The sequence below is a fragment of the uncultured Desulfosarcina sp. genome (assembly GCF_963664155.2).
Classification (GTDB): domain Bacteria; phylum Desulfobacterota; class Desulfobacteria; order Desulfobacterales; family Desulfosarcinaceae; genus Desulfosarcina.
Map to the genome: position 1 here is coordinate 3,183,611 of NZ_CAXXXH010000001.1, position 23,630 is coordinate 3,207,240.

General features: G+C 57.9%; 16 protein-coding genes. 9 read left to right on the top strand and 7 right to left on the bottom strand.

Features of this window, described 5'->3' with window-relative positions; genetic code table 11:
* Window positions 1-14: 14 nt before the first annotated feature.
* From ACHZBS_RS14530 to ACHZBS_RS14540, 3 genes are all read right to left on the bottom strand, one after another.
* Window positions 15-2,975: a response regulator gene (locus ACHZBS_RS14530; protein WP_319407237.1), complete on the bottom strand. Its 2,961-nt coding sequence runs from the start codon at window positions 2,973-2,975 to the stop codon at window positions 15-17.
* Window positions 2,976-3,141: 166 nt separating this feature from the next.
* Window positions 3,142-6,117: an insulinase family protein gene (locus ACHZBS_RS14535; RefSeq protein ID WP_319407238.1), complete on the bottom strand. Its 2,976-nt coding sequence runs from the start codon at window positions 6,115-6,117 to the stop codon at window positions 3,142-3,144.
* A 52-nt stretch (window positions 6,118-6,169) separates the two neighbouring features.
* Complete coding sequence (locus tag ACHZBS_RS14540; RefSeq protein ID WP_319407239.1) at window positions 6,170-6,538, bottom strand: hypothetical protein; 369 nt, start codon at window positions 6,536-6,538, stop codon at window positions 6,170-6,172.
* 478 nt (window positions 6,539-7,016) lie between these two features.
* Here ACHZBS_RS14540 and ACHZBS_RS14545 point away from each other — a divergent pair, with 478 nt between their 5' ends.
* The 6 genes from ACHZBS_RS14545 (at window position 7,017) to ACHZBS_RS14570 (ending at window position 16,299) form a co-directional block, all read left to right on the top strand.
* Window positions 7,017-7,802, top strand: coding sequence for a glycyl-radical enzyme activating protein (locus ACHZBS_RS14545; RefSeq protein WP_319407240.1), 786 nt, complete (start codon window positions 7,017-7,019; stop codon window positions 7,800-7,802).
* Between the two features lie 2 nt (window positions 7,803-7,804).
* Complete coding sequence (hypD, locus tag ACHZBS_RS14550; RefSeq protein WP_319407241.1) at window positions 7,805-10,168, top strand: trans-4-hydroxy-L-proline dehydratase; 2,364 nt, start codon at window positions 7,805-7,807, stop codon at window positions 10,166-10,168.
* Between the two features lie 40 nt (window positions 10,169-10,208).
* Window positions 10,209-10,913, top strand: coding sequence for a FadR/GntR family transcriptional regulator (locus tag ACHZBS_RS14555; RefSeq protein ID WP_319407242.1), 705 nt, complete (start codon window positions 10,209-10,211; stop codon window positions 10,911-10,913).
* A gap of 15 nt (window positions 10,914-10,928) precedes the next feature.
* The gene (locus ACHZBS_RS14560; protein ID WP_319407243.1) at window positions 10,929-11,891 is read left to right on the top strand and encodes a hypothetical protein; all 963 of its coding nucleotides are present in this window, start codon (window positions 10,929-10,931) and stop codon (window positions 11,889-11,891) included.
* 215 nt (window positions 11,892-12,106) lie between these two features.
* Window positions 12,107-13,144 (top strand): proline racemase family protein, encoded by a 1,038-nt coding sequence (locus tag ACHZBS_RS14565; protein ID WP_319407244.1) that lies wholly within the window; start codon window positions 12,107-12,109, stop codon window positions 13,142-13,144.
* A gap of 71 nt (window positions 13,145-13,215) precedes the next feature.
* Window positions 13,216-16,299: an aminotransferase class III-fold pyridoxal phosphate-dependent enzyme gene (locus tag ACHZBS_RS14570; RefSeq protein WP_319407245.1), complete on the top strand. Its 3,084-nt coding sequence runs from the start codon at window positions 13,216-13,218 to the stop codon at window positions 16,297-16,299.
* Between the two features lie 6 nt (window positions 16,300-16,305).
* On the opposite strand, the gene ACHZBS_RS14575 is transcribed toward ACHZBS_RS14570, so the two are convergent.
* The 3 genes from ACHZBS_RS14575 to ACHZBS_RS14585 all read right to left on the bottom strand — a co-directional run bounded on the left by ACHZBS_RS14575 (window position 16,306) and on the right by ACHZBS_RS14585 (window position 19,689).
* Complete coding sequence (locus ACHZBS_RS14575) at window positions 16,306-18,438, bottom strand: ATP-binding protein (protein ID WP_319407246.1); 2,133 nt, start codon at window positions 18,436-18,438, stop codon at window positions 16,306-16,308.
* Window positions 18,439-18,586: 148 nt separating this feature from the next.
* Entirely contained in the window at window positions 18,587-19,153 is a 567-nt protein-coding gene (locus ACHZBS_RS14580; protein ID WP_319407247.1) for a class I SAM-dependent methyltransferase, read from the bottom strand.
* A gap of 122 nt (window positions 19,154-19,275) precedes the next feature.
* Window positions 19,276-19,689, bottom strand: coding sequence for a DUF6951 family protein (locus ACHZBS_RS14585; RefSeq protein ID WP_319407248.1), 414 nt, complete (start codon window positions 19,687-19,689; stop codon window positions 19,276-19,278).
* Window positions 19,690-20,139: 450 nt separating this feature from the next.
* On the opposite strand from ACHZBS_RS14585, the gene wtpA reads away from it, so the two are divergent.
* From wtpA to ACHZBS_RS14600, 3 genes are read left to right on the top strand one after another with little or no spacing between them, the layout of a single operon-like run.
* Complete coding sequence (wtpA, locus tag ACHZBS_RS14590) at window positions 20,140-21,126, top strand: tungstate ABC transporter substrate-binding protein WtpA (protein WP_319407249.1); 987 nt, start codon at window positions 20,140-20,142, stop codon at window positions 21,124-21,126.
* Window positions 21,119-21,955, top strand: coding sequence for an ABC transporter permease (locus ACHZBS_RS14595; RefSeq protein ID WP_319407250.1), 837 nt, complete (start codon window positions 21,119-21,121; stop codon window positions 21,953-21,955). The genes wtpA and ACHZBS_RS14595 overlap by 8 nt, the downstream gene beginning before the upstream one ends.
* Window positions 21,952-22,986 carry an ABC transporter ATP-binding protein gene (locus ACHZBS_RS14600; protein ID WP_319407251.1) on the top strand — a complete coding sequence of 345 codons (1,035 nt, stop codon included), beginning with the start codon at window positions 21,952-21,954 and terminating at the stop codon, window positions 22,984-22,986. The genes ACHZBS_RS14595 and ACHZBS_RS14600 overlap by 4 nt, the downstream gene beginning before the upstream one ends.
* A gap of 167 nt (window positions 22,987-23,153) precedes the next feature.
* Here ACHZBS_RS14600 and ACHZBS_RS14605 read toward each other — a convergent pair whose 3' ends face one another.
* Entirely contained in the window at window positions 23,154-23,618 is a 465-nt protein-coding gene (locus tag ACHZBS_RS14605; protein WP_319407252.1) for a hypothetical protein, read from the bottom strand.
* Window positions 23,619-23,630 lie beyond the last annotated feature (12 nt).

Below are 23,630 nucleotides of genomic sequence, written 5' to 3' on the forward strand. Positions count from 1 at the left end.
AATCCGGCGCTATCTCAGGTCAATTTATTGTTTTCCGTGGTCCTTGAGATGACTTCACAGAGTTTTTCCTGCAGTGCCTTCATTTCGAAGGGCTTCTGGATAAAATCATCCGGCGGGCCGATGCCGGAAAACTGGTCTTCGATTTGCTGCCGCGTATACCCGCTGGTGATGATAATTTTTGCATCCGACCGGATTTTCTTGATCTGTTGCATGGTTTCCAGGCCATCCATGCCGGGCATGGTGAAATCCAGCAGCAGGCAGTCGATGCTATCCGATTCCTGTCTGAATATATCCAGTGCCTGCCGGCCGTCCGAGGCCATCCGAACGGAGTAGCCCAATCGCTTGAGAAACTGGCTGCCGATATCCATCACCATGGCTTCATCATCTACCAGCAGAACGGTTCTTCCTTCTGCAACGGCCTTGTCGTCTTTCTTGTCGATCGTCATCGGCCGCAGGGAAATTCCCTGTATGGGAAAAAGCGCCGTGAACACTGAACCCTCGTTTTTGACGCTGCTGACCTTTACGGCACCGTTATGGGAACGGATGATTCCCATGACCGCCGCCATGCCCAGTCCACGGCCGGTGAACTTGGTAGAGAAAAAGGGGTCGAAGACTTTGCCCAGGGTTTCCGCATCCATGCCCTGGCCGGTGTCAGCGACTTCAACATAGGCATAAATGCCTTCGGACAGTTCTCCCTTCAGGTAGGTGGTGGACAGATAGTCCTTGTCACAGTGCATGGACCCGGTGGAGATTCGAACCCGGCCTTTTTCATTTCCCAGCGCTTCGATGGCGTTGGTAATGAACCCGGCTATCATCTGGCGCATCTGGTCGGCGTCTGCGGCCACCAGCGGCATGGGGTCCGCCAGATCCATATCCAGGGTCACATTGGCCATTTTGGATTCATCCAGGTTTTTCAGGACGGTATTCACCATTTGGGACAGGTCCACGGGAATGCTTTCCTTTTTCAACTGGCCCACATAGGTCAACATCATACCGCTCAGGTCCGCTGCCCGCTGCGATGCATGGGCTGCCCGCTGGATGTTGCGGGCTGCGGCTGACGCCTCAGGCAGATCCTCTTGGGCGAGCTCGAGATTGCCCAGAACGACCATCAGCAGGTTGTTGAAATTATGGGCAATGGACCCGGCCATGGTCCCTAAACTTTCCATTTTTTTAGCCTGCTGAAGCTTTTCCTTGACGGCCGCTCGTTCGTTCTCCGACCTTTTTCGTTCCGACAGGTCCCGGGAAATACCGAGAACGGCGTTGGGTTGGTGGTTTTCATCCATGATGAAGCCGGCGGTGATCTCTATGGGAAGGAGAGTTCCGTTTTTATGATACTCGTCCAGTTCCAGTGTCATGGAATAGCTTTGGGCGTCCAATTTTCTTGTTGCCGACCGATCCATGGCTTTGCCCAATGCATCGGCAGCCCGCTGAAAGGACTCCGGCGTCAGGTATTGGTCCATGGACAGGCTGATCATTTCATCCGGTGTATAGCCTAACGCTTTTTCTACGGAAGGACTGACATACTTCAATTTTAATGTCTTCAAATCGAGTATCCAGATCACGTCCATCACGTTTTCCGCCAACAGGCGGTAGCGCTGCTCACTCTCCTGCAACCGCGAGAAGGACCGGGCATTGACAATGCCGGTGGCAACTTGTGCGGCGATGCCCATAAGCAGGTTGACATCGCTGGTGGTGTGGTTTTTTTTGGACCCTTGGGTGTCCACAATAAGAAGGCCCAGGGGTTCTTTTTTATGAATCAAGGGAACGCTGATCAGGGCGTCGACATTGAGCGTTTCAATCAAATTGATGCTGTTCGGCGTCATGCCATCGATATTCCTATGGATATCATTTAAAAATACCGGCCGGCCGGTTTGCAGCGACTGAACGAACACGTCGGAAGCGTTTTTCAGATCGATGGGAAAATCCATCCCCTCGAGGAACTTCTGCTCTGCCCGGGAAAATCCAAAGTTTGCTGCGTGATGCAGTCTGCTGCATCCGTCGTCGCACAGGGAGATCATTCCCCGGGGAAAATCGAGGTTCCGCGACATGGATTCCAAAACGGTGTTCAGGAAGGTGCCCACCTCCAGGATGTCTGCCCCGGCCAGGCCGATTTCCTGAACCAGCCGGGCATTGTGGTATCGGGCTTCGATCTCCTCCAGCAGATTTCCAGCAGTGTCGCCTTGCTCTTTGAGCAGCTCAATGTACTCCTTTTTTTCCAGCCAATAGCCAAACAGCAAGATCGAGAGGCAGGTCACCCCCATGGCCAGCATCCACACTATCCAGGACCTCGCAGGCATGAAAAAAGGCATTCCGGAGGCAACGGCGATAGCAAGTATGCCGGCATAGGCGCCCATCCGTTTCCAGATGGCGGAGGATTTTTCCCGCCAGGAGATCAGGTAGCGGCAGGCGTCATCCCCGCGATGCATGCATGTCGGGTGGCTGACCTGAGCCGGTTGTCTGGTCAGAATATTGCCGATGGCTTCGAAAATGCCCTGACGATTTTCACACTGAAAGCGCTTTTCCCGGACGCCCGGCCGGACGGAAACCACCACGTCTGCCCGCCCCTTGCCGGTGACGGTGGTTTTAATCACATGTCCCCTGGACCATTTGGGGTAGAGCCGGTCAACGGCCCTGTACATGGCCCCGGGTGTGAGAAATTGGAGTCCATATCTTTTTATTGTTCCCGTCGATTTCATATACAGGGCGTGCCGACCGACCTTGTAGGAAATCTTCGGGTCTGTCAGCACCGCGTCCAGGCAGCGGTGGAAACGATTGATTTGCTCCTGATTTAAAAAATGCCCCTCATCGTTGATGTCAAACCGGGTCAGCCCGCTTCGGTGCAGCAGGTCGTCGGTATCGAGATCCACGTGGTGGGATTCCAGATAGTTGATGTAATTGCCTATGATACCGCTGTTGTAGAGCGGTGTCTGATCGTTGAAGGCAAACTGATCGGTTGACGTGGTGGAACTTGTCAAAAAAAATGCTCCCTGAAACATAGGTTGAATAGCGATATCGCCCCCGAATCGTGCGATTCAATTTGATTATCGGCACGTTGCCGGTCTGCATGAGGGGAAATCGGGGTGGATTGCCCAGTGAACCCCTAAAGCCCGGCCGCCTGCAGGTGCCGGCGGCCCCCCATCGCTATACCGTTTGAAGAGAAAGCGCGTGACCCGCCAATTTCCCGTTAGCCGTTTCAAGCCGATCGCGGCTGGAAATGACCGCAACCGCCTTGTTGGCCGGGCTATTGTCAAAGTAGCGATCGGCAGCTTCCACCACTGCCTTGCGATTCAGTTTCAGCAGGTTTTCCTTGTTGTGCAGGCGTGTTTCGTCGGACAGTCCGATAATCCGGCGGTAGAAGGCTTTGCGGGCGGCCGGACCCGGCGGGTCGGGCTTGTCGATTTCCGAGCAGACCTGCAGAATGGCCTCTTTCACATCCTCCTCGGAAAATTTTCCCGAGCGGATTAAATCGGCCGCCCCGTTGTAGACCTTCAGGGTGCCCACGATATGGGGATCCCGGTAGGAGCCGAAACTGAACAGCCCGTCTTCGGCATTGTACAGGGCGAAGCCGCCATAGGCGCCGCCTTTTTCCCGGATTTCCCGGTGTAGGTACATGGAGCGCAGCATTTTGGCAATCACCGACAGGGCGGGGCTGTCCGCATGGTCGAGGCGTACGGTTTGAAACGTCTGGGCCACGAAGGAAACGGCCGTGGAGGTACTCCACCCTTCCATGGGAAACCCTGGCGCTACGTCCAGCCGGGGCGGCACAAACCCATCGGTTCCGCCGTCTGCCAGTGCGCGGGTCAGGATATTCATGGGTTCCGCTGCCTGGACCAGTATCGCCTTCTCTCCGATTAGGGCCAGCTTGGCATTTTTCCGATAAAAAAGCGTATGTCCGATTGCCTGCAGGTCGGCAGTCAGACGCTGCATGCCGTCATCGTCCGTTTCCGTTTCCACCTGCTTGATGGTGTGAAGCTGGTGGATGCCTCCCCATATTTCCTGAAGGTGATTGGCGGGGGTGAAGTTGCGCGAGGCCAGTGAAATAGCGAGACGATGGCCGTTGTGGACCACAGCCGCCTCGAGGCCCGCCCGGTATTCCAGGATCAGCTGGTGCAGCCGCGTGTGGTTGGAAAAATCGACTTGGGTCGTCAATTCGTGAAGGATTTCGAACATCCGGTCCTGGTTGCGGTTCAGGCATTTGCCGGAAAACGAGATAAAAGGCAGACAGTCGCCGCTGTCGTCAAAACGGGTGCGGGCGTTTGCGGAAAAACCGATGCCGCCGGTATACAGGTCCATGCGGCGGGCCATTTGCGTGTAGTCGCAGTCGGTTGTGCCCATTTTGGACGCGGCATAGCAGAAAAAGGGTACCAGCGGCAGCAGCCGGCCGTCTATATTGCCGGCCCCCAGACCTCCTGAAAAATAGAAAATACCTGATGTGGGCTGGTCGTAGGTCCACACCGGCGGCTGAAAGGGGCCTGGCGTGGGGGCTATGCGGACCACGTCAGGGGGAATGTCTTCACGCTGCAGGGTGGGCAGGCATGCAAGGTTCTCCGGGTTTTCCTGAAGTTTTTCCAGAGCTGTCGCATCGACCCGGATGCGTTCCAGTTCGGCTTCGTCCATGGCGGCCCGAATAGTGGCCAATTCACCTTTAACACGCTCGTTTTCCCGTTCGGCCATCTCCTGGTCCGGGATCAGAGTAAAACGGACGCGGTGGGGGTTGTCCAGAAAATCGTGCCGGATTTTGTCTTCCAGAAATCGGCCTTTAGCCAGCGACTGTCTGAGACGGTTGAAGTCCGCATCCAGTTGAAGCATGCGTTCGGGATCGCCGCCGTGCAGCCAGCTGGCCGAGATACCGACCAGCAGTTTGATGCCATAGGGGTAGGGGGTATTGGTGATCTCTTTGCGGTGAAACTCGATCTGATGGATGGCCGACTCTACCAGTTCCGGATCGATGCCGTCGTTGGCTAGGTTTTTCAGAACCTCGAAGACAATGGCTTCGATCTTTTCTGCGTCGGATTCGGAAACATCTTTCAGGCCCACCGAAAACATGGTGTCCCGGTTTTCCGCATCGAATCCGGTGCCATCCGAAAGGGCTGTACCCAACTGGCTGTCCATCAATGCCTTTCGCAGCGGTGATGCCGCATTGCCGATGAGAACCTGTTCAATGACCGCGGTGACCAGCACCTCGAAGGTGTCCTTGATATCCGCCAGCAGCCATGCCACGCAGGCCTGGTATTTTTTTGCAGGGTTCTCGCTGCGGTCCAGCGGGTAGTGATACGCTACGATCTTCGGTGCGTTCCATCGGGGCTGCTCGGGAACGTCCGTTCCCGGATCGATGCGTGAAAACCGGTTCAGCACCCGCTCTTCGATAAAGGTAAGGTGGTCTTTCAGCGACAGATTGCCGTAAGTGTAGAAAAAGGCGTTGCTCGGATGGTAGTGGCGGGCATGAAACGCCTTGAGTTGCTGGTGGGTGAGCGACGGAATGACAGCGGGATCCCCGCCGGAATTGTTGCTGTATGTGGTGTCCGGATAAAGAGCGTTGAGCATGGAGCGGACCATGACCTGGTCCGGCGACGACATGGCGCCTTTCATCTCGTTATACACCACGCCTTTGTAAACCAGGCGGGCCTCTGTCCCCTCGCCCTCCAAGTCAAGCCGGTGCCCCTCCTGTTTGAAGCTCAGTTCATCGATAGCGGGGAAAAAGGCCGCGTCCAGGTAGACATCCATGAGATTAAAGAAGTCTTTGCGATTCTGGGTGGCGAAGGGATACATGGTCCAATCCGAGGCGGTGAAGGCGTTCATGAAGGTGGACAGGCTGCGCTTGAGCATGGAAAAGAAGGGATCGCGCACCGGAAACCGTTCGGAGCCGCACAGGACCGTATGCTCCAGGATATGGGCCACGCCGGTGGAATCCGACGGGACGGTTTTAAAGGCCACACCAAAGGTGTTTTCCCGGTCCGAATTGCTGATATGGATATGCCGCGCGCCGGTGCCTTCATGTTCCAGCTGGTAGAGCCAGGACTGGATATCCGTGAGGTAGGATAACTTGTTGACCGTATACCCGCCCAGTCGGTCTTTGGGGGCGATGCCGGGATTGTTTACATCTTTTTTCATATTCATGAAGGCCTCCAGTGCCTATTGATTGGTTTTTGGGTCGTCGGAGCAGGAAAGACTATTCAACGGCTTTGTAGCTGCCGCGGCTGACCCGCATTATTTTTTCCATTTTGTTCAACCGGAAAATAATATTGCGGAGCTTCTTGTCATCGAAGCCGGTCTGCTCCCTGATTTCCGCGATGCCGATACCGTTTTTGCTTCGTTTGATGAGATCCAGAACAATTTCCGTGGCACTCGCCGGAGACCCACCATTGTTTTTTGCCGCTGACCGCTGGTTTCGTGAAGGTATTGCTTTGATTAGCTTCTCCAGCCGATCCAGGCGATCATTGAGACGGTCGATGTCCCGCTTCGTGGGGATATTGTAATTGTGCATGAAAAATTTGACCATCGCATCGAAGCTTACCGGTTTTCCTTTTCGTTTGGTCATTTCCACCTCCATGGGCGCTTACCGGAAAATATTAAAAATCGCGGCTGAAAGCCGCCGGGCACGCTGGGATCATTCGAAGTCCCACGTTCGTTGCTTTACGGTTATAACCAAGCAGGCCACCCTGAGGGGTAAATGACTGCATTGCCGGTCAGATAAGCAATCAAGCTAAGGGATAACTCTTGCAAAGTCAATGGGAAGACCATTTGGAGGATGGTTAAAAATTTGAAATAGTTATATTTTTCAGGCTATTTACCGATGTCGGCAAAAACCGGCGGGTAGGGTTTGATGTCATTCATGCAAGTGGTCCTGATCAACCACTCAACGCCCACGATCCAAACCTGAAGCAGGGATAACCGAACAGGAAGTGTCAGATGGTCTGAAGACCTGAAAATATGTTGCCTTTGGGGTGATATCTGCTATCATTGTCGTGAATCGAGGAAAAAGGGGCTTTGGCGGTCCCCTGCGGCAGCGAGGCGGCATGACGGAAGGCACTATCTTTAAAATCAAGAAATATGCGCTGCACGACGGCCCCGGTATCCGAACCACGGTATTTTTAAAAGGATGCCCGTTGTCGTGCCGGTGGTGCCATAATCCTGAAGGGATCGACCCACGACCCCAGACGATATGGCGCCGCACATCGTCCGGGCGGATCGATGAGACGGTGGGCACCGTCATGGGTGTGGATGCCTTGATCAATGCCATCGAAAAGGATGTGCTGTTTTACGATGAATCCGGCGGCGGAGTCACCTTCTCAGGCGGAGAGCCGCTTTCCCAGCCCGGGTTCCTGGAAGCGGTGCTGACCGTTTGCAACCACCGGGAAATCCATGCCGCTTTAGATACCAGCGGGTTCGCTCCGGCGGCTGTGCTCGATCGGATCATTCCCCGGCTGCAGCTGGTACTCTTCGACCTCAAGATTATGGATGCTGTGCAGCATCAGCGTTATACCGGGGTGTCCAACCGGATCATTCTCGAGAACCTGCAGCGGATCGCCGGCAGCCGGACGCCCGTGCGCATCCGGATTCCCCTGGTTCCCGGTATTACCGACGGCGACGACAACATCGGAAAGATTCTCCGGTTCACGGGCACACTCGAAACGATACAAGGGGTGGACCTGCTGCCGTTCCACCGGATCGGGAGTGAGAAGTACCGGCGACTGGGTATGACCGACCTCACGGCTGAAACCCTTCCCCCCGGGCCTGAACGGGTGGCGGCCATCCAAACCCGATTCGAATCCGCAGGATTTGCTGTTTCCATTGGAGGATAAGCATGAATGAACGCATCAATCGCCTGAGAACCCGGAGCCTTGCGGCCGTGCCCAGCCTGTCGGACGAGCGGGCCCGGCTGCTCACCCGCTTTTTCAAAAGCGGCGTCGCCCGGACCGCCGCTATACCCGTACAACGGGCCATGGCCTTTGCCGCCATCATGGAGAATAAAACGATCTATATCGGTTCCGACGAACTGATCGTGGGTGAACGCGGACCGGTGCCCAAAGCCACACCCACCTATCCGGAAGTGTGCATCCATTCCCAGCGGGATCTGGACATGATCAGCGGCCGCGAGAAGGTGGCCTTTGCGGTGGGCGATTCCGTTCGTGACGTTTACCGCGAAGAAATCATCCCTTTCTGGCAGGGCCACTCCATCCGGGAGAAGCTTTTCTCCCATCTTCCTGAAGCGTGGAAAGATGCCTATGCCGCCGGTATTTTTACCGAGTTCCAGGAGCAGCGCTCCCCGGGCCACACCGCCTGCGGAGACAAGATTTACCGGAAAGGCTTTCTGGATCTGAAGGCCGAGATCCGGGAAGCCGTGGATCGGCTCGATTTTTTCGGCGACCGCGATGCCCTGGATAAAAAAAACCAGCTGGAGGCCATGGCCATTGCCGCCGACGGGATTATCGCTTTTGCCGGCCGCCATGCCGATGCATTGGCGCAACTGGCCGGATCGGAATCGGATCCGGATCGCAAAGCCGAATTGATGCAGATGGCCGCCATCTGCCGGCGGGTGCCGGCTCACACCCCGCAAACCTTCTGGGAAGCCCTCCAGGCCTACTGGTTTGTCCACGTGGGGGTCATCACCGAACTCAACCCATGGGATGCTTTCAACCCCGGGAGGCTGGACCAGCATCTCTATCCCTTTTACCGGAAAGATCTCGCCGAAGGCCGGTTGACCCGTGAGCGGGCCAAGGAACTGTTGTGCGCCTTCTGGATCAAGTTCAACAACCACCCGTCACCGCCGAAAACCGGCGTCACCGCCAAAGAGAGCAACACCTACGTGGATTTTGCCCTGATCAACATCGGCGGGGTAACGGCCAGCGGCAGCGACGCGGTCAACGACCTGAGCTACCTGATCCTGGACGTGATCGAGGAGATGCGCCTGCTCCAGCCTTCATCGATGGTGCAGTTGAGCAAGAAAAACCCGGATCGGTTTATCAAGCGAGCCCTGAAGATCGTTAAAACCGGGTTCGGGCAGCCTTCCATCTTCAACACCGACGCCATTGTCCAGGAACTGGTGCGCCAGGGCAAAACCGTGGAGGACGCCCGGGAGGGCGGCGCCAGCGGATGCGTCGAAGCCGGGGCATTCGGCCGGGAGGCCTATTTCCTGACCGGCTACTTCAATATGCCCAAGGTGCTGGAGCTCGCCTTGAACAACGGGGTTGATCCGATGACCGGCAAACAGCTGGGACCGGCCACCGGCAACCCGTCCCGTTTCCAACGGTTCGAGGATCTGTTCGACGCCTGGACCCGGCAGCTCAATCACTTTATCGACATCAAGATTCACGGCAACAACATCATCGAACAGATCAACGCCCGCCACATGCCGGTGCCTTTTCTCTCCCTGCTCATCGATGACTGCATCGCAACCGGGCGGGACTACAATGCCGGCGGCGCCCGTTACAACACCTCCTACATCCAGGGGGTGGGCCTGGGGTCGATCACCGATGCCTTGACGGCCCTCAAGGAACATGTGTTCGAGAGGAAAACGATCACCATGGACGGTTTTCTGACGATATTGAAGGAGAATTTCACCGGGTACGACGACTTCCGGCGGCAGCTGCTGGATGATACGCCCAAGTACGGCAACGACGACGACGCGGCCGACGACATCATGCAGATGGTCTTCGAAGCCTACTACCACGCGGTGAATGACCGGCCCAATACCCGGGGCGGCGTCCACCGGGTCAATCTGCTGCCCACCACCTGCCACGTCTATTTCGGCAGCGTCATCGGCGCCCTGCCCGATGGCCGCCGGGCAGGCATCGCCCTTTCCGAAGGCATCTCCCCGGTACAGGGAGCGGACCGCACCGGCCCTACTGCAGTGATCCGCTCAGCCTCAAAAATCGACCACATCCGCACCGGCGGCACCCTGCTCAACCAGAAGTTCCTGCCCCAGGTCCTGGCCGACGACACGGGCATCACCAAGCTGGCCCAGCTGGTGCGCACCTATTTTCGCATGGACGGCCATCACATTCAGTTCAACGTGGTGGACGGGGAGACGCTCAAGCAGGCCAAACGGAATCCGGACGACTACCGGGACCTGATTGTCCGGGTGGCCGGATACAGCGACTATTTTGTGGATTTGACAGAAGACCTGCAGGATGAGATTATCCGGCGCACCGAGCACGAGGCGTTCTGAGGCCATTGTTTCCCTTAACCCATCAGCATCGAGATAAAAAATGGCTTTTGAGACCATTCGCAAAAGTTCCGCGCCGGACATGGTGGCCGAACAGATTATTGCAAAGATTACCGACGGTGAACTATCACCCGGTTCCCAACTGCCCTCCCAGCGTGATCTGGCCCTGATGCTGGGAGTGGGGCGCTCATCGGTTCGCGAGGCTATCAACGCCCTGGTGGTGATGGGTTACCTGGAGCCGCTGCAGGGCCGGGGGACCTTCATCAAAGATGTGCTTCCCGCTGTGGATCCGGGTATCGAGAAACTCAAGGCAGCCTTTTCCGCCGGCTCGATTTTTGACCTGATGGAGGCGCGGGCGTTGCTGGAATGCCGTTCAGCGGCCCTGGCGGCGGAACGGGCCGATGCCGAGCAGATCCGGAATCTGAAGGCGGCCATAAAAAAGGTGAAAGGAACGGAAACGGAATACGCCATCTTCCTGGATGCGGATATCCAGTTTCATGCCGCAGTGGCCGAAGCTGCCGGCAATAGGGTGTTGTGCGAGCTGACCAAACTGGTGCTCGAGAAAGTCGTGGCCCATCACCATGACTTGAAAACGGCCTTGCTGCCGCCGGCCTACCGTGATGTTTCCATCCGGACGGCCGCCCGGGTGGTGGAAGCCATCGAGGCCGGTGACGGCGAAGACGCAGCTCGCTGGATGGCCCAGCACCTGGATGCCATTCGGAATGAATTGAAAAATATCATAGGGTAAGGAGGCAACCGAAACATGCACATTCGTATTTTGACGGCAGCAGACGTCCGCGCGGCGATTTCCATGACCGAGGCCATTGATGCGGTGGCACGGGCATACTCCCAGCTTTCCGCCGGAAAAGCCACCATGCCGCTGCGGTCCCGTTTTCACACGGAAAAAGGGGTGACCCTGCTCATGCCCGCCCATCTCCACGAAAGCGGCGATTTTGCAGTGAAGATCGTTTCCGTGTATGCCGACAACCCCAAGCTGGGACTGCCCACGGTGGCGGCCACGGTGCTGGCCCTGGACCCGCAGACCGGTATGCCCCTGGCCCTGATGGAAGGGGACAGCTTGACGGCCCTTCGTACCGGTGCGGCGGGCGGTGTGGCGGCGCGCTATCTGGCTCGGGCGGATGCCGGGACCGTGGCTCTGTTCGGCGCCGGTGTCCAGGCCCGTTCCCAACTCCGGGCGGTCATGGCCGTTCGCAACATTGAGCGTGTCTGGATTGTCGATCCCTTCGCAAGCGCCGCCCAACGGCTGGCCGACGACATTGCCGGATGGCCCGATGCGCCGGCAGTCACCCTGGCCGATTTACCGCAGACCGCCGTGGCGCAGGCGGATATCGTGCTGGCCGCCACGACGGCAACTACCCCCCTGTTTGACGGCAACGACCTGAAACCGGGCACTCATGTGACCGGTGTGGGCTCCTTCACCCCCCAGATGCAGGAGATCGACGCCGCTACCATTCGCCGTGCCCGGGTGGTGGTGGATCAACGCGACGCGGCCATGGCCGAGGCCGGGGACATCATCATCGGCAAGGCGGTCATCGACGCCGAGATCGGTGAGATCATCAATGGAGACAAACCCGGCCGGCAGAGCGATGAGGAGATCACTTTCTTCAAATCCGTGGGGCTGGCCGTGCAGGACGCGGTGACGGCGGCGGCGGTACTCAAGGCGGCGGAGAAGAAGGGTCTGGGGACGGTCATCGATATGTCGTGAGAGCCAATTTCAAAACGTCCCATTGCGGCCAATATCCGCGTTGGGTCCACATTTCAATTCTCGACGCAGCGCGGCTACGCCTCCGGTTGAAATGATCGCCCGCCTTGATCTTGGCCGCACCGCAACGTTTCAAACAGGCTCTGGAAGTAAATGGCTAATGATACAAAGAACCTGATTTCCATGTTTGAATGACCTTCTCGATAGGGGCGCCGACCATGCTTGAAAAGATGAGAAACTGGACGCCGCCGGAGGGCTGGCAACGGATTACCACCATCGATGCCCACACCGGCGGTGAGCCCTTCCGCATCATCACCGGCGGCCTGCCGGAACTGGAAGGGGAGACCATCCTGGCGCGACGCCGGTTTATGACCGACCACCTGGATCTCCTGCGCACAGCCCTCATGTGGGAGCCCCGGGGCCATGCCGACATGTATGGCTGCATCATCACGCCGCCGGTGACGCCCGGGGCGGACTTCGGCGTCCTGTTTCTTCACAACGCGGGATACAGTTCCATGTGCGGCCACGGCATCATCGGGGTTACCACCGTGGCCGTCGAAACGGGCCTGATCGAGGCCGTGGAACCGGAAACCACCGTTCGCATCGACGCCCCCGCCGGTTTGGTGACCGCCCACGCCCGTTTGGAGAAGGGGCGGGTCACCAGCGTTTATTTTCATAATGTGCCCTCTTTCGCCCTGACGCTGGATCAGACCGTCGTTGTTCCCGGACTGGGGGCCGTGCGTTATGATATCGCCTACGGCGGGGCGTTTTATGCCTTCGTCAAGGCCGAGGATCTGGGGGTGACTACCACCGGCCGGGACTTCAACGCCCTGATCGACAAGGGCATGGCGGTCAAACGGGCCGTCATGGCCGCCGGTCCGGTCCCGCATCCTTTTGAGGCCGACCTGAGTTTTCTCTATGGAACGATCATCATCGGCCCGCCCCACAGCCCGGGGGCCCACTCCAGCAACGTGTGCATTTTCGCCGACGGGGAGGTGGATCGCAGCCCCACCGGCACCGGCGTGAGTGCCCGGCTGGCGCTTCATTTCACCCGCAGGGAAATCGGCATGAACGATCCCATCGTCATCGAGAGCATCCTGGGTTCCCGTTTTACCGGTCAGGTGGTTGAAACCACCCCGTTCGGCCCGCATGACGCCGTTATCCCGGAAGTGGAAGGAAGCGCCTGGATCACCGGACGCAATGAATTTCTCATCGATCCGGCGGACCCGCTGAAAGATGGGTTCATCTTCCGATAGACGGCCTTCCTGTTCCTTATCAACTTCATGAAACCCCCATCGGTAAGTTCGTGAAAGGAGTGTTACGCATCATGTCGAATCTGGTGAGACAGGCCCCCCGGTTCAGTGAACGCCAGGCGGCCGCACTGGCTGAAAATTTGTTCAATCTCTCAGCATCGGCCGAAGGGCTGCCCAGCGAGCGGGACCAGAACTTCCGGTTGCAGGATGGAACGGGCGGCCAGTTCGTACTCAAGATCGCCAATGCCGCGGAGACCCGTGAAGTGCTGGAACTCCAGAACCGGGCCATGACCCATGTGGCGGAGCAGGGTGCCGCCCTGTTTGATGAATCCGCTCCCTGCCCCCGGGTCTTAAGCGCTCCCGGCGGCGAGGAGATCCTCTCGATCCCCGGGCAGGACGGGGCCAGCCATTTCGTGCGCCTGCTCACCTATCTGCCGGGGAAGCCTTTGGCCACGGTCAATCCCCACGACAGGGACCTGCTCTTCAGCCTCGGATTCTTTCTGGGCAACATCGACCGGGCATTCATGAATTTCGATCACCCGGCCACCCATCGGGCGTTTCACTGGGACCTGGCCCGCTGCGGCGAGGTGGTGGGGTCAATGTTGGACAATATCGATGACGCTGAAAAGCGGGATTTGGTTCGGCACCTGTTTGACCGCTACTGCGCCGACACTGCTCCGAAACTGGCGGGCCTTCGCACCAGCGTGATCCACAGCGACGGCAACGACTACAATGTGCTGGCGTCGCCTTATGGCCGGTGGGGCAACCGGGTCACCGGGCTCATCGATTTCGGAGATATGGTTCATTCGCACACCATCAACGAACTGGCCATTGCCTGCGCTTATGCCCTCATGGGCAAGAGGGACCCCCTGACCGCCGCCGTCCAGGTGGTGGCCGGGTACCACCGCGCTTTTGCGCTCGGCGAGACGGAACTGGCCGTGCTCTTCGACCTGATCTGTATGCGCCTGTGCACCAGTGTCTGCCACAGCGCCCACCAGATCCGCCTGGCGCCCCAAAACACCTATCTGCTGATTTCCCAGCAGCCCGCCTGGGAACTCCTTTTTCGGCTGCGGGAGATCAGCCCGGCTTTTGCCGAGGCCCTTTTCAGGGATGCCTGCGGTTTCGACCCGGTGCCCCGAAGCCGCTTCCTCGCCGCCTGGCTGAAGGAAAACCAATCGTCGTTCACCCCGGTGGTGGATGTCTCGCTGCCGGGCGACCATCCGCCGGTCATCGACCTGAGCGTGAGCACGCCCCTGCTGGGGGCCGGTCCGGAAAAAGGGGATGCGGAAGCCATGACCCGTCTGATATTCCGGGAGATGGAAGATGCCGGCAGTGCCCTCGGCATCGGCCGCTACAACGAAGCCCGGTTGATCTACACGGCCGATGCCTTCAAGGTGGAGACGGACACCGCTCCCGAATACCGCACCGTTCACCTGGGCCTGGATCTGTTCGCCCGGCCGGGTCAACCGGTTTATGCCTTCATGGACGGCCGGATCCACAGCGTTCAGAACAACGATGCCCACCAGGACTACGGGCCGACTCTCATTTTGTCCCACGAGACGGACACGGGGATTCCTTTTTACTCGCTTTACGGCCATCTGGCAGCCACATCGCTGGATGCCCTGGAACCGGGAATGGCCATCAGGGCGGGACAGACGCTCGGCGCCATCGGAACCTCAAAGGAAAACGGCGGCTGGGCGCCCCACTTGCACTTTCAACTGATCACCGACCTGCTGGGATTTGAAGGCAGCTTCCCCGGCGTGGCCCGGCCCAGCCAGCGACGGGTGTGGACCGCCCTGTGCCCGGATCCGGGTGTGGTCCTGGGGCTTGCCTTTGAGCCTCCGGCCACGGAAGTCCGCCAGGCAGATGAAATCATGGCCATCCGGCAACGGCACCTGGGAAAAAACCTAAGCGTCTCGTATCGCACCCCGCTGAAGATCGTCCGGGGCATGGGCGGCTTCCTCTACACCGAAACCGGACAGCCCTACATGGACGGGGTGAACAACGTCTGCCACGTGGGCCACTGCCACCCTGCCGTGGTGGCCGCCGGGCAGCGCCAGATGGCGGTACTCAACACCAACACCCGCTACCTTCACGACAACATTGTGGACTACGCCCGGCGGCTGCTGGCCACCTTCCCGGATCCGCTGAGTGTCTGTTTTTTCGTATGCAGCGGCAGCGAGGCCAACGAACTGGCCCTGCGTCTGGCGCGCACCCATACGGGGCAAGGCGACATCATCACCGTTGACGGGGCCTACCACGGCAACACCCAGGGACTGGTGGACATCAGCCCTTACAAGCACGACGGGCCCGGGGGGAAGGGGGCGCCGGACTGGGTCCAGACGGTCGTCATGCCTTGCGGCTACCGCGGCCCCCACAAGGGCACCGGACCCGAATCCGGCATTGCCTATGCCCGCTATGTGAAGACAGCCGTCGACTGCATCCAGGCCGCGGGCCGGCGGCCGGCGGCCTTTATCTGTGAGAGCATGCTGGGCTGCGGCGGCCAGGTGCTGCTGCCCGACGGCTATCTCCGGGCGGCCTTTGCGCACGTGAGGGCCGCCGGCGGGGTGTGCATCGCCGACGAGGTCCAGGTGGGTTTCGGCCGGGCCGGTACCCACTTCTGGGCCTTCGAGACCCAGGGGGTGGTGCCGGACATCGTCACCCTGGGCAAACCCATGGGCAACGGCCACCCCGTCGCGGCGGTGGTGACCACCCCTGAAATCGCCGGAACATTTAACAACGGCATGGAGTACTTCAATACTTACGGCGGCAACCCCGTTTCCTGTGCCGTGGGCATGGCTGTAATGGATGTGATCCAGACCGAAGACCTGCAGGAAAATGCCAGGCAGGTGGGCGCCTACCTGCTCGAGCGGCTGTCGACCCTGAAGGAGAATTCTCCATTGATCGGCGATGTGCGGGGCCTGGGACTCTACCTGGGGGTGGAACTGGTGACGGATCACGACACTCTGGCGCCGGCTGCGGACCACGCCGCCTACATCTGCAATCGCATGAAGGATTACGGATTTCTGATCAGCACCGATGGCCCCCTGCACAACGTGCTCAAGATCAAGCCGCCGATCGTCTTCTCCATGCAGGATGCCGACGCCCTGGTCGATGCGCTGGAGAATGTGTTTGAGGAAGATTGCCTGTGGCGCTGATTGGGGTTATTCGGAAGGTTCTTTCAAGGCGTCTCCGACAGCTTTGGCCAGTTCGAAGAGTGTGTAGGGCTTTTTCAGGTAGCCGGAGGCCCCCAGATCCAGCACGGCCGATACGCGTTGCGTCTCTGAATAGCCGCTGGCGACAATGGCCTTTTGCCCGGGATGGTCTTTAAGAACCTGCCGGTAGGTCTCCAACCCATCGATGCCCGGATCCATGATCATGTCCAGCATCAGCAGGTCGCTGCGGTGGCTGCGCATCCAGGCCAGCGCCGTTTTACCGCTGTCGACCGCATCGGCCCGGTAGCCCAGTTTCTTCAGCATGCCGGTGGCGATGATGCGCTGTTCTTCAACGTCATCCACGACCAGTACGTGCTCTCCATTGCCCGGGTGGTTCTCCAGGGAATCCGCATCCTTTTCCAATGCCACCTGGTCGGTGCGCGGAAAGTAGAGGTCAAACCGGGTACCCCGGCCCGGAACGCTGCTTACATCCACATACCCGCCATTGTCTTTCACCGTTCCCCATACCACGGCCAGTCCCAGACCGGTCCCGCTTCTGCCCATGACTTTCTTGGTGTAAAAGGGCTCGAAAATTCGATCCAGACTCTCTGCCGGAATTCCCTGGCCGTCGTCTGACACGGACAGCACGGCATATTCGCCGGGCTCGATAATTTCATACCCGGAATAGGCGATGATGATCCGGCGGTTTTCCGTCTCGATAGTCACCGTCCCGCCTCCGGAAATAGCCTCGGAGGCATTGGAGATAAGGTTCATCACGGTTTTGGCCAAGTGAACGGGAGAGCCGGAGACCTTGAACAGGCCGGGGATCAGGCGGGTATCGAAACGGACGGTGGGGTGGTAGTGAGCCAGCTTGGCCTGCTCGGGACTGGCCAGATACTCCTGGACAATGGCGTTCATGTCGGTCACCTGCTGGGCCGGTACTCCCCGCCTGGCCAGGGTGAGCAGATCCTGAACGATGGCCGCCGCTTTTTCTCCGGATTGCCTGATCGTTTCCAGGGGCTTTCTCATGGGGTTTTCCGGGGTTAAGTCCATGAGTAACAGCTCCGGGTAGCTGAGGATGCCTGACAGGATGTTGTTGAGGTCGTGGGCCACCCCGCCTGCCAGGGTGCCAACCATCTCCATCTTTTCGGCCCGCTGGAACCTGGCTCGAAGCGCCGCCTTTTCCCGCTCGGCTGCCTTCTGTTCGGTCATGTCCATGACGACGACGATGGAACCCCTGGTGGTGTCTCCGGGTGCGATGGGGCGGATCTTGATGTGGCAGGGAAATGTGGTTTTGTCCCTTCTGATAAGACGGGTATCGGGAACGTCGATGGACGGCTGGCCGACTTCATGGGCCAGGTGTTCAAACTGCTCCAGGTCGCCGACATTGGGGAGGAAGCGGCGGGCATCCCGTTCTATGGGTTCGTTTTTCCCGTAACCCATCATCTGTGACAGGGTTTCATTGGTCCAGAAGATTTCGCGGTTTTTAATCAGGGCGATGCCCACCGGTGAGGCGGCCAGGGTGGTTTTCAGGGTCTTTTCATTCTCCTCCAGGGCGTTCTGGGTTTTTTCGGCCGCCAGCGTGTAGTAGTTGGCCAGGTAGCCCAGGACAATGAAGTTCACCACGATATTGATCACATTGGCGGCGGTTTTCAGGGTTGGGGTCAGCATGATGTCCGGTGGCGACATGCGGCCGTGGGTGTTCAGCCAGATATAGATGCCCATGAGGATGCACAGCAGAAGGATGTTGACGAGCTTTCGCCACGGGGCGATGAACACGAAGACGGTAAGGCTCAGGATGTAGTAGTGAAACCCCGACTCCCACCCATAGGCCAGGGAACTGATGGATGCATGATAGGTGACCCCGGTCACCCAGATGCCGAAGGCCGCTGTATAGTGCCGCCGATGATTCAAAAAGAGGCACAGGGCGTCCATGGGTACGCACAGCAGGTTGACGGTGAACAGGAGCGGGGCGCCGAGAATCCAGTGGACGGGAATAAAGGCACTGTGACCCACTAGGGCGAAGACGAACATGAAGTTGCTGGCGATGACGTACCGGCGGTGGCGGGTGGGAACTTTTTCAGGGATGCTGAACAGCTTTTCCCGCAACTGGTTTCGGTAGGCGGTGATTGCTTTGTACAACGGACCGTACTCCCGGAATAAGGTGGAAATCTTTCCTACGGGGGTGATATCGGTCTTTTTTCCGAGAAATCAAGGATGGAATTGGACGCCCGGGGAAGGTTGCCGGGCACGTAAGGTTCGACTCCATTTTTCGGGCAATGAACTGGAATTATCGGGAGAACGTCGTCAGGTAAGTGACAGCTCCGAGTTCGCGTGTCCGGCTGGGATGAAAACCGAAGGGAAGAAGCACCGCGTTCAGTTCCCCGGGCGACAGCCGCACCTTTTCCGGCGGCCCGGGCGGCCCGGGCATTTTCTTGAACTCCACCACGGCCAGCTGTCCGGCTGGCTTCAGCACACGGGCGATCTCCTTGACCGTCCCCTGGTGGGTGCCGTCTTCGATCAGGTCGTGGAGCACCGTGGCCATGAGGCAGATGTCCACGGCGTGATCGCCAAGGGGAATTTTTTTGCTGACGTCACAAACCGTGGCTTCGATATTCTCCAGCCTCAGAGAGCCGGCCTTGAGCCTTAGCTTGGTAATCCCTTCCTCCCACAGGTCAAAGGCATGCACCGTTCCCTTATCCCGGATTTGCCGGGCGATCTCGATGGCATAGTTTCCGATCCCGCAGGCCACGTCCATGAAGACGATATCACCGCCTAAATCCACGGCGGACAAAAAGGTGGCGAAATCGATGAGGTCGAAACTGCTCTTGCCGGCGGCGATGGGTTTTTGTGGCATGGTTACTCCTTTGACGGATTCGTAAAAAAGCCGATATCTGCGTTACGCTTCATCACTCGTCACTGCGGAGTACCTTAAGTACGCCTCATTCCTCGGGATTCGCAAGCCTTGATCTCGGTTTTTTACGAATCCGTAGGAAAAGCGACTTTACGAGGGCAACATCCTTTAGCTATTTCCACAACCACATCCCTGGGAAGCGCCAGATTGGCAGTGACCTGCATCGCCTTGCAAATGGCCACAGGCACCACGCATGCCTCGCAGCATCCCTTTTTCCGCAAGACCGAGCGGCAGACTGCCAGTATTACGCTCTCGGCAATCGGGGTGAGTTCCTGGAACGCGTTGATCGGGTTCCGGGCCTTAATCAGATTGGCCAGTTCCCTGATGGTTTCGCAATCGCTGCCCATGCGCAGTTCGACGTTCATCCCGTCTTGGGTCTCGGCCGTAACCTTTGTTTTAAAGCCGCAGACGTCGGCATTGATTTTAGCGGTTGCTTTTATATAGGTCTTCCCTGATGTTTGATTGTCAGTGGGTGGCACCGTCAATCCTGGCCTGGATGTACCTCATCGGACCGGCTGTCAAAGACTTATTAAAAATAGGGGGCAAACCGGTCAAGTCAACTCAATTGATAAGTGCCCAATTGATAAGTGCTGCGCCGCCTCGGAAGACTGCTGTCCGCAGCCCAATAAATCAAGGGCCTTGCGGCCGAAGGTTACCATGCCGATAAACAGCAGGTCCCGCCGGCAAGTTGCTCTATTCTGACGGACCTTTTTTGACGATAACGGTACGTCCGACATCAACAATGGGAAACGGATACTGCGATTCACCCGAAAGCCTGTTTGTTACGGTCGGTAATCGTTGTCTTTTGAAAATTTAACGAAACATTGCCCAAAACAATTTGACTCGATGCCCGGTCCCCCCTAATGATAATAAGTTGAATGTTATGCCGTTGACCGTTACTTTTCGACTTGTCAGGAGGAGGATAAACGATGAACCCGTCTAATTTAAAACGTGCATTTTTATCAATTCTCATCGCCATCTTTTTAGTTATTTCAGTCCATGCCGTACCGGCTGCGGCCATGCAAAAGGTTATCATTTTTCATGCCGGCAGCCTGACGGTTCCCCTGGCCCGGATCGAAAAGGACTTCGAAGCGGCCAATCCAGATATTGATATTCTTAGGGAAGCCGGTGGCAGCACCAAAATGGCCCGCATGATTTCCGAACTGGGCAAGCCCGCCGACATCATGGCTTCGGCCGACTACAAGGTGATCGACAAGACCCTGATTCCGGGCAAGGCCGACTGGAACATCCGCTTTGCCACCAATCAGCTGGTGCTTTGCTATACGCCCAACAGCCGCTATGCCGACCAGATCAACGCCGACAACTGGTTCGAAATCCTTCAGAAAAAAGAGGTGGTATGGGGCCATTCGGATCCCAACCTGGATCCGTGCGGATACCGCAGTTTGATGGTCCTCCAGCTCGCTGAAAAATTTTACAACCAGCCCGGGCTTTACGACCGGCTGATCGCCAACCGACCGGAGAAGAATGTGCGCCCCAAATCCGTCGAGCTGGTGTCCCTTCTCAAAACCGGCAACATGGACTATGCTTGGGAGTATCTGTCCGTGGCCATTCAGCACGAACTCAAATTCCTGACCTTGGACGACCATATTAATCTGGGCAACTATCAGTTCGATGATTTCTACAAGCAGGCCCAGGTTAAAGTCACCGACAAAAAGCCCGGGGAGTGGATCACCCGTACCGGGCAGTCTGTCACCTACGGCATCACCCTGGTCAAAGACGCCCCCAACCCTGCCGGAGCCGTCCGATTCCTGGAGTATATGTTGTCGGACGACGGGGGCTTGAAGGTGCTCAAAGAGATGGGTCAGCCGCCCTTCATTCCCTGCCGAGTGCCCACCCAGGCCATGAAGGATGCCCTGCCCGGCAATCTGCCGACGCTGGTGGAGGTCCGTGAGTAGCACCGCCGGCAATAGTGCCGTGATTGCAGCGGGGCAGCGGCGGTATCAACACCGGGATCCCCTTTTCTGGCTGGCGGTGGCCAGCAGCGCCGTCATCGTGGCGTTCATCCTGGTGCCGCTCGTGGAGATGATGACGCAACCCACGCTGGCCGCATTGAAGGAAACCCTGGTGGATCGGGACGTGATCCGGTCCATCAGGCTCAGCATGGTCACCGCCGGTGCGGCCGCCGTCATCTCACTGGCGTTCGGAACACCCTTGGCATACCTGCTGGCCCGGCATAGCTTCCCGGGCAAAAAAATTCTGGAAAGCGTTATCGACCTGCCCATCATGATTCCCCATCCGGTGGTGGGCATCGCCCTGCTCAGCATTGCCGGTAGAAACCACCCGATCGGGCGGCTGATTCAGGCGGCGGGCATCGAGATCATGGGAACGGTTACCGGCCTGATCGCCGTGCTGACCTTCGTGGGCCTGCCCTTCTACATCAATACAGTTAAAACCGGTTTTGCGGAGATCTCCCCGCGCCTGGAGCATGTGTCCCGGAGCCTGGGCGCGTCGGCCGGCGCCACCTTTTTCCGAGTCACCCTGCCGCTGGCCTGGCGGCACATGGTCGTGGGCGGCATCATGTGTATGGCCCGGGCGGTGAGCGAATTCGGTGCCGTGGTTATCGTGGCCTACCATCCCATGGTGGCCCCTGTGATGATATACGAACGCTTCACCGCCTACGGCCTGAAGTATTCCCAGCCGGTGGCCGTGTGGCTCATCCTCGTCTGCCTGGTGCTTTTTCTGCTGCTGAGGGTCTTCTCGCTGGACCGCAAGGCGGCGGCATGATCCGCATCGACCAGCTCAGCGTGCGCCTGCCCGGGTTTTCCCTCAAATCGGTGGATCTTTGCGTCGAACAGGGCGAGTTTTTCTGCCTGCTGGGCCCCACCGGCGCGGGCAAGACCCTCATCCTGGAGTCGGTGGCCGGCGTCGTCACGATTGCCGGCGGGCGGATCGTTGTTTCCGGCCGCGACGTCACGGGGCTTCCTCCTGAACGCCGCGGCGTGGGCATCGTCTACCAGGACTGCGCCCTGTTTCCTCACCTGAGTGTGATCAAAAACATCAATTTCGGCCTTCGCTATCACCACCGGTCGACCCCGTCCGGACGGACCAGGTGCCGCGACCTCATCAATCGATTGGGCCTGGCATCGCTGCTGGACCGCTCGGTGACCACCCTGAGCGGCGGTGAAAAGCAGCGCGTGGCCCTGGCCCGGGCCCTTGCCACGGAACCGACGGTGCTTTTGCTGGACGAACCCCTTTCTTCCCTCGATCCCTGTTTCCGGGAAGAGATCCGCGATCTCTTCCGCAGCCTGCATCGGGAAACCGGGCTGACCGTGCTGATGGTGACCCACGATTTTACCGATGCCCACAGCCTGGCCCAGCGCGTGGCCATACTCAACGACGGCCATGTCGAGCAGGCCGGAACGGTGGAAGATGTTTTCAGAAGGCCGCTCACGGCCTTCGTGGCCGATTTCGTGGGCATGAAAAATGTGCTGCCGGTGCGGGTGGAAAATGGGACCCCTTTCATCGGCGATCTGGCGCTGGCGGTTCCGGGAAAAAACGGCCATTTCCGCCATGCGGCCATACGCCCGGAGCACATTCACTTGCAACCTGCCGGCTCCGATACAATGTCGGCTGGCAGCTTTTCGGGGCGGATCACCACCATCTCCAACCAGGGTTTCTTTGCCGAACTGACCGTGGACGCCGCCGGCGTCATCTTCAAAACCGTCATGCTCACCAGCAGTCTTCTGGCGATGAACCTCCGGCAGGGTGCGGAGGTATTCCTGAACATCGATCCGGCCGACATTCACCTGATCTGATCCCTCCGTTTCAATGTCCGGAGTATAGCAAACACGGCGTGATCATCGATTGCAAAGGCCGTCCGTTTAATTGGGATTGTGGGCATATGTAGGAGCGGCTTCCAGCCGCGATAACTAATCTCCGATTGACTGACCCTATCGGAAAGACACCGCTATTATTGATGATTTCAAACCGATTCCATTGCACGTCCAAAATGAGAATTGCCTTGATTTTCAGGAAAGAATTGTGTTGGTTGGACCTGTTCCTCGCTTCCTGCTCCATCGATCAAATCTGATGAAGCCATAAAAAGTCGAAAATGACTCTTTGTTGTCATCCCCGCACAGGCGGGGATCCACAAATTGCAGATAGCTTTAGCAGGCTGTTGAAATACTATTGTGCTTGCCAATACAGCGTTAAAATTGGGTTCAACATGCTCATTTATCACACATAAACTACGCTTTTTCACCAAATTTTGCCTTGTCTTGCCTGCGCTTATGACGTTTTTCAACAACCCTGTTAAACATTCGCTGCCGATGGAGGGATACTGTTTGATACTTTTTACGGTACCATCAGGTCTGGAATTCAATTTTTTTTTCTGTCTTGTGCGTATCGCAAAATCAAATAGTGTAAATAATTCCGGTATATTTTCCACCTTTTCCACGTA

Coding starts and splice junctions, on each gene's coding strand:
- ACHZBS_RS14535 (WP_319407238.1), bottom strand. CDS start 6,117: ATGAATATGAAAAAAGATGTAAACAATCCCGGCATCGCCCCCAAAGAC.
- ACHZBS_RS14540 (WP_319407239.1), bottom strand. CDS start 6,538: ATGACCAAACGAAAAGGAAAACCGGTAAGCTTCGATGCGATGGTCAAA.
- ACHZBS_RS14545 (WP_319407240.1), top strand. CDS start 7,017: ATGACGGAAGGCACTATCTTTAAAATCAAGAAATATGCGCTGCACGAC.
- hypD (WP_319407241.1), top strand. CDS start 7,805: ATGAATGAACGCATCAATCGCCTGAGAACCCGGAGCCTTGCGGCCGTG.
- ACHZBS_RS14555 (WP_319407242.1), top strand. CDS start 10,209: ATGGCTTTTGAGACCATTCGCAAAAGTTCCGCGCCGGACATGGTGGCC.
- ACHZBS_RS14560 (WP_319407243.1), top strand. CDS start 10,929: ATGCACATTCGTATTTTGACGGCAGCAGACGTCCGCGCGGCGATTTCC.
- ACHZBS_RS14565 (WP_319407244.1), top strand. CDS start 12,107: ATGCTTGAAAAGATGAGAAACTGGACGCCGCCGGAGGGCTGGCAACGG.
- ACHZBS_RS14570 (WP_319407245.1), top strand. CDS start 13,216: ATGTCGAATCTGGTGAGACAGGCCCCCCGGTTCAGTGAACGCCAGGCG.
- ACHZBS_RS14580 (WP_319407247.1), bottom strand. CDS start 19,153: ATGCCACAAAAACCCATCGCCGCCGGCAAGAGCAGTTTCGACCTCATC.
- wtpA (WP_319407249.1), top strand. CDS start 20,140: ATGAACCCGTCTAATTTAAAACGTGCATTTTTATCAATTCTCATCGCC.
- ACHZBS_RS14600 (WP_319407251.1), top strand. CDS start 21,952: ATGATCCGCATCGACCAGCTCAGCGTGCGCCTGCCCGGGTTTTCCCTC.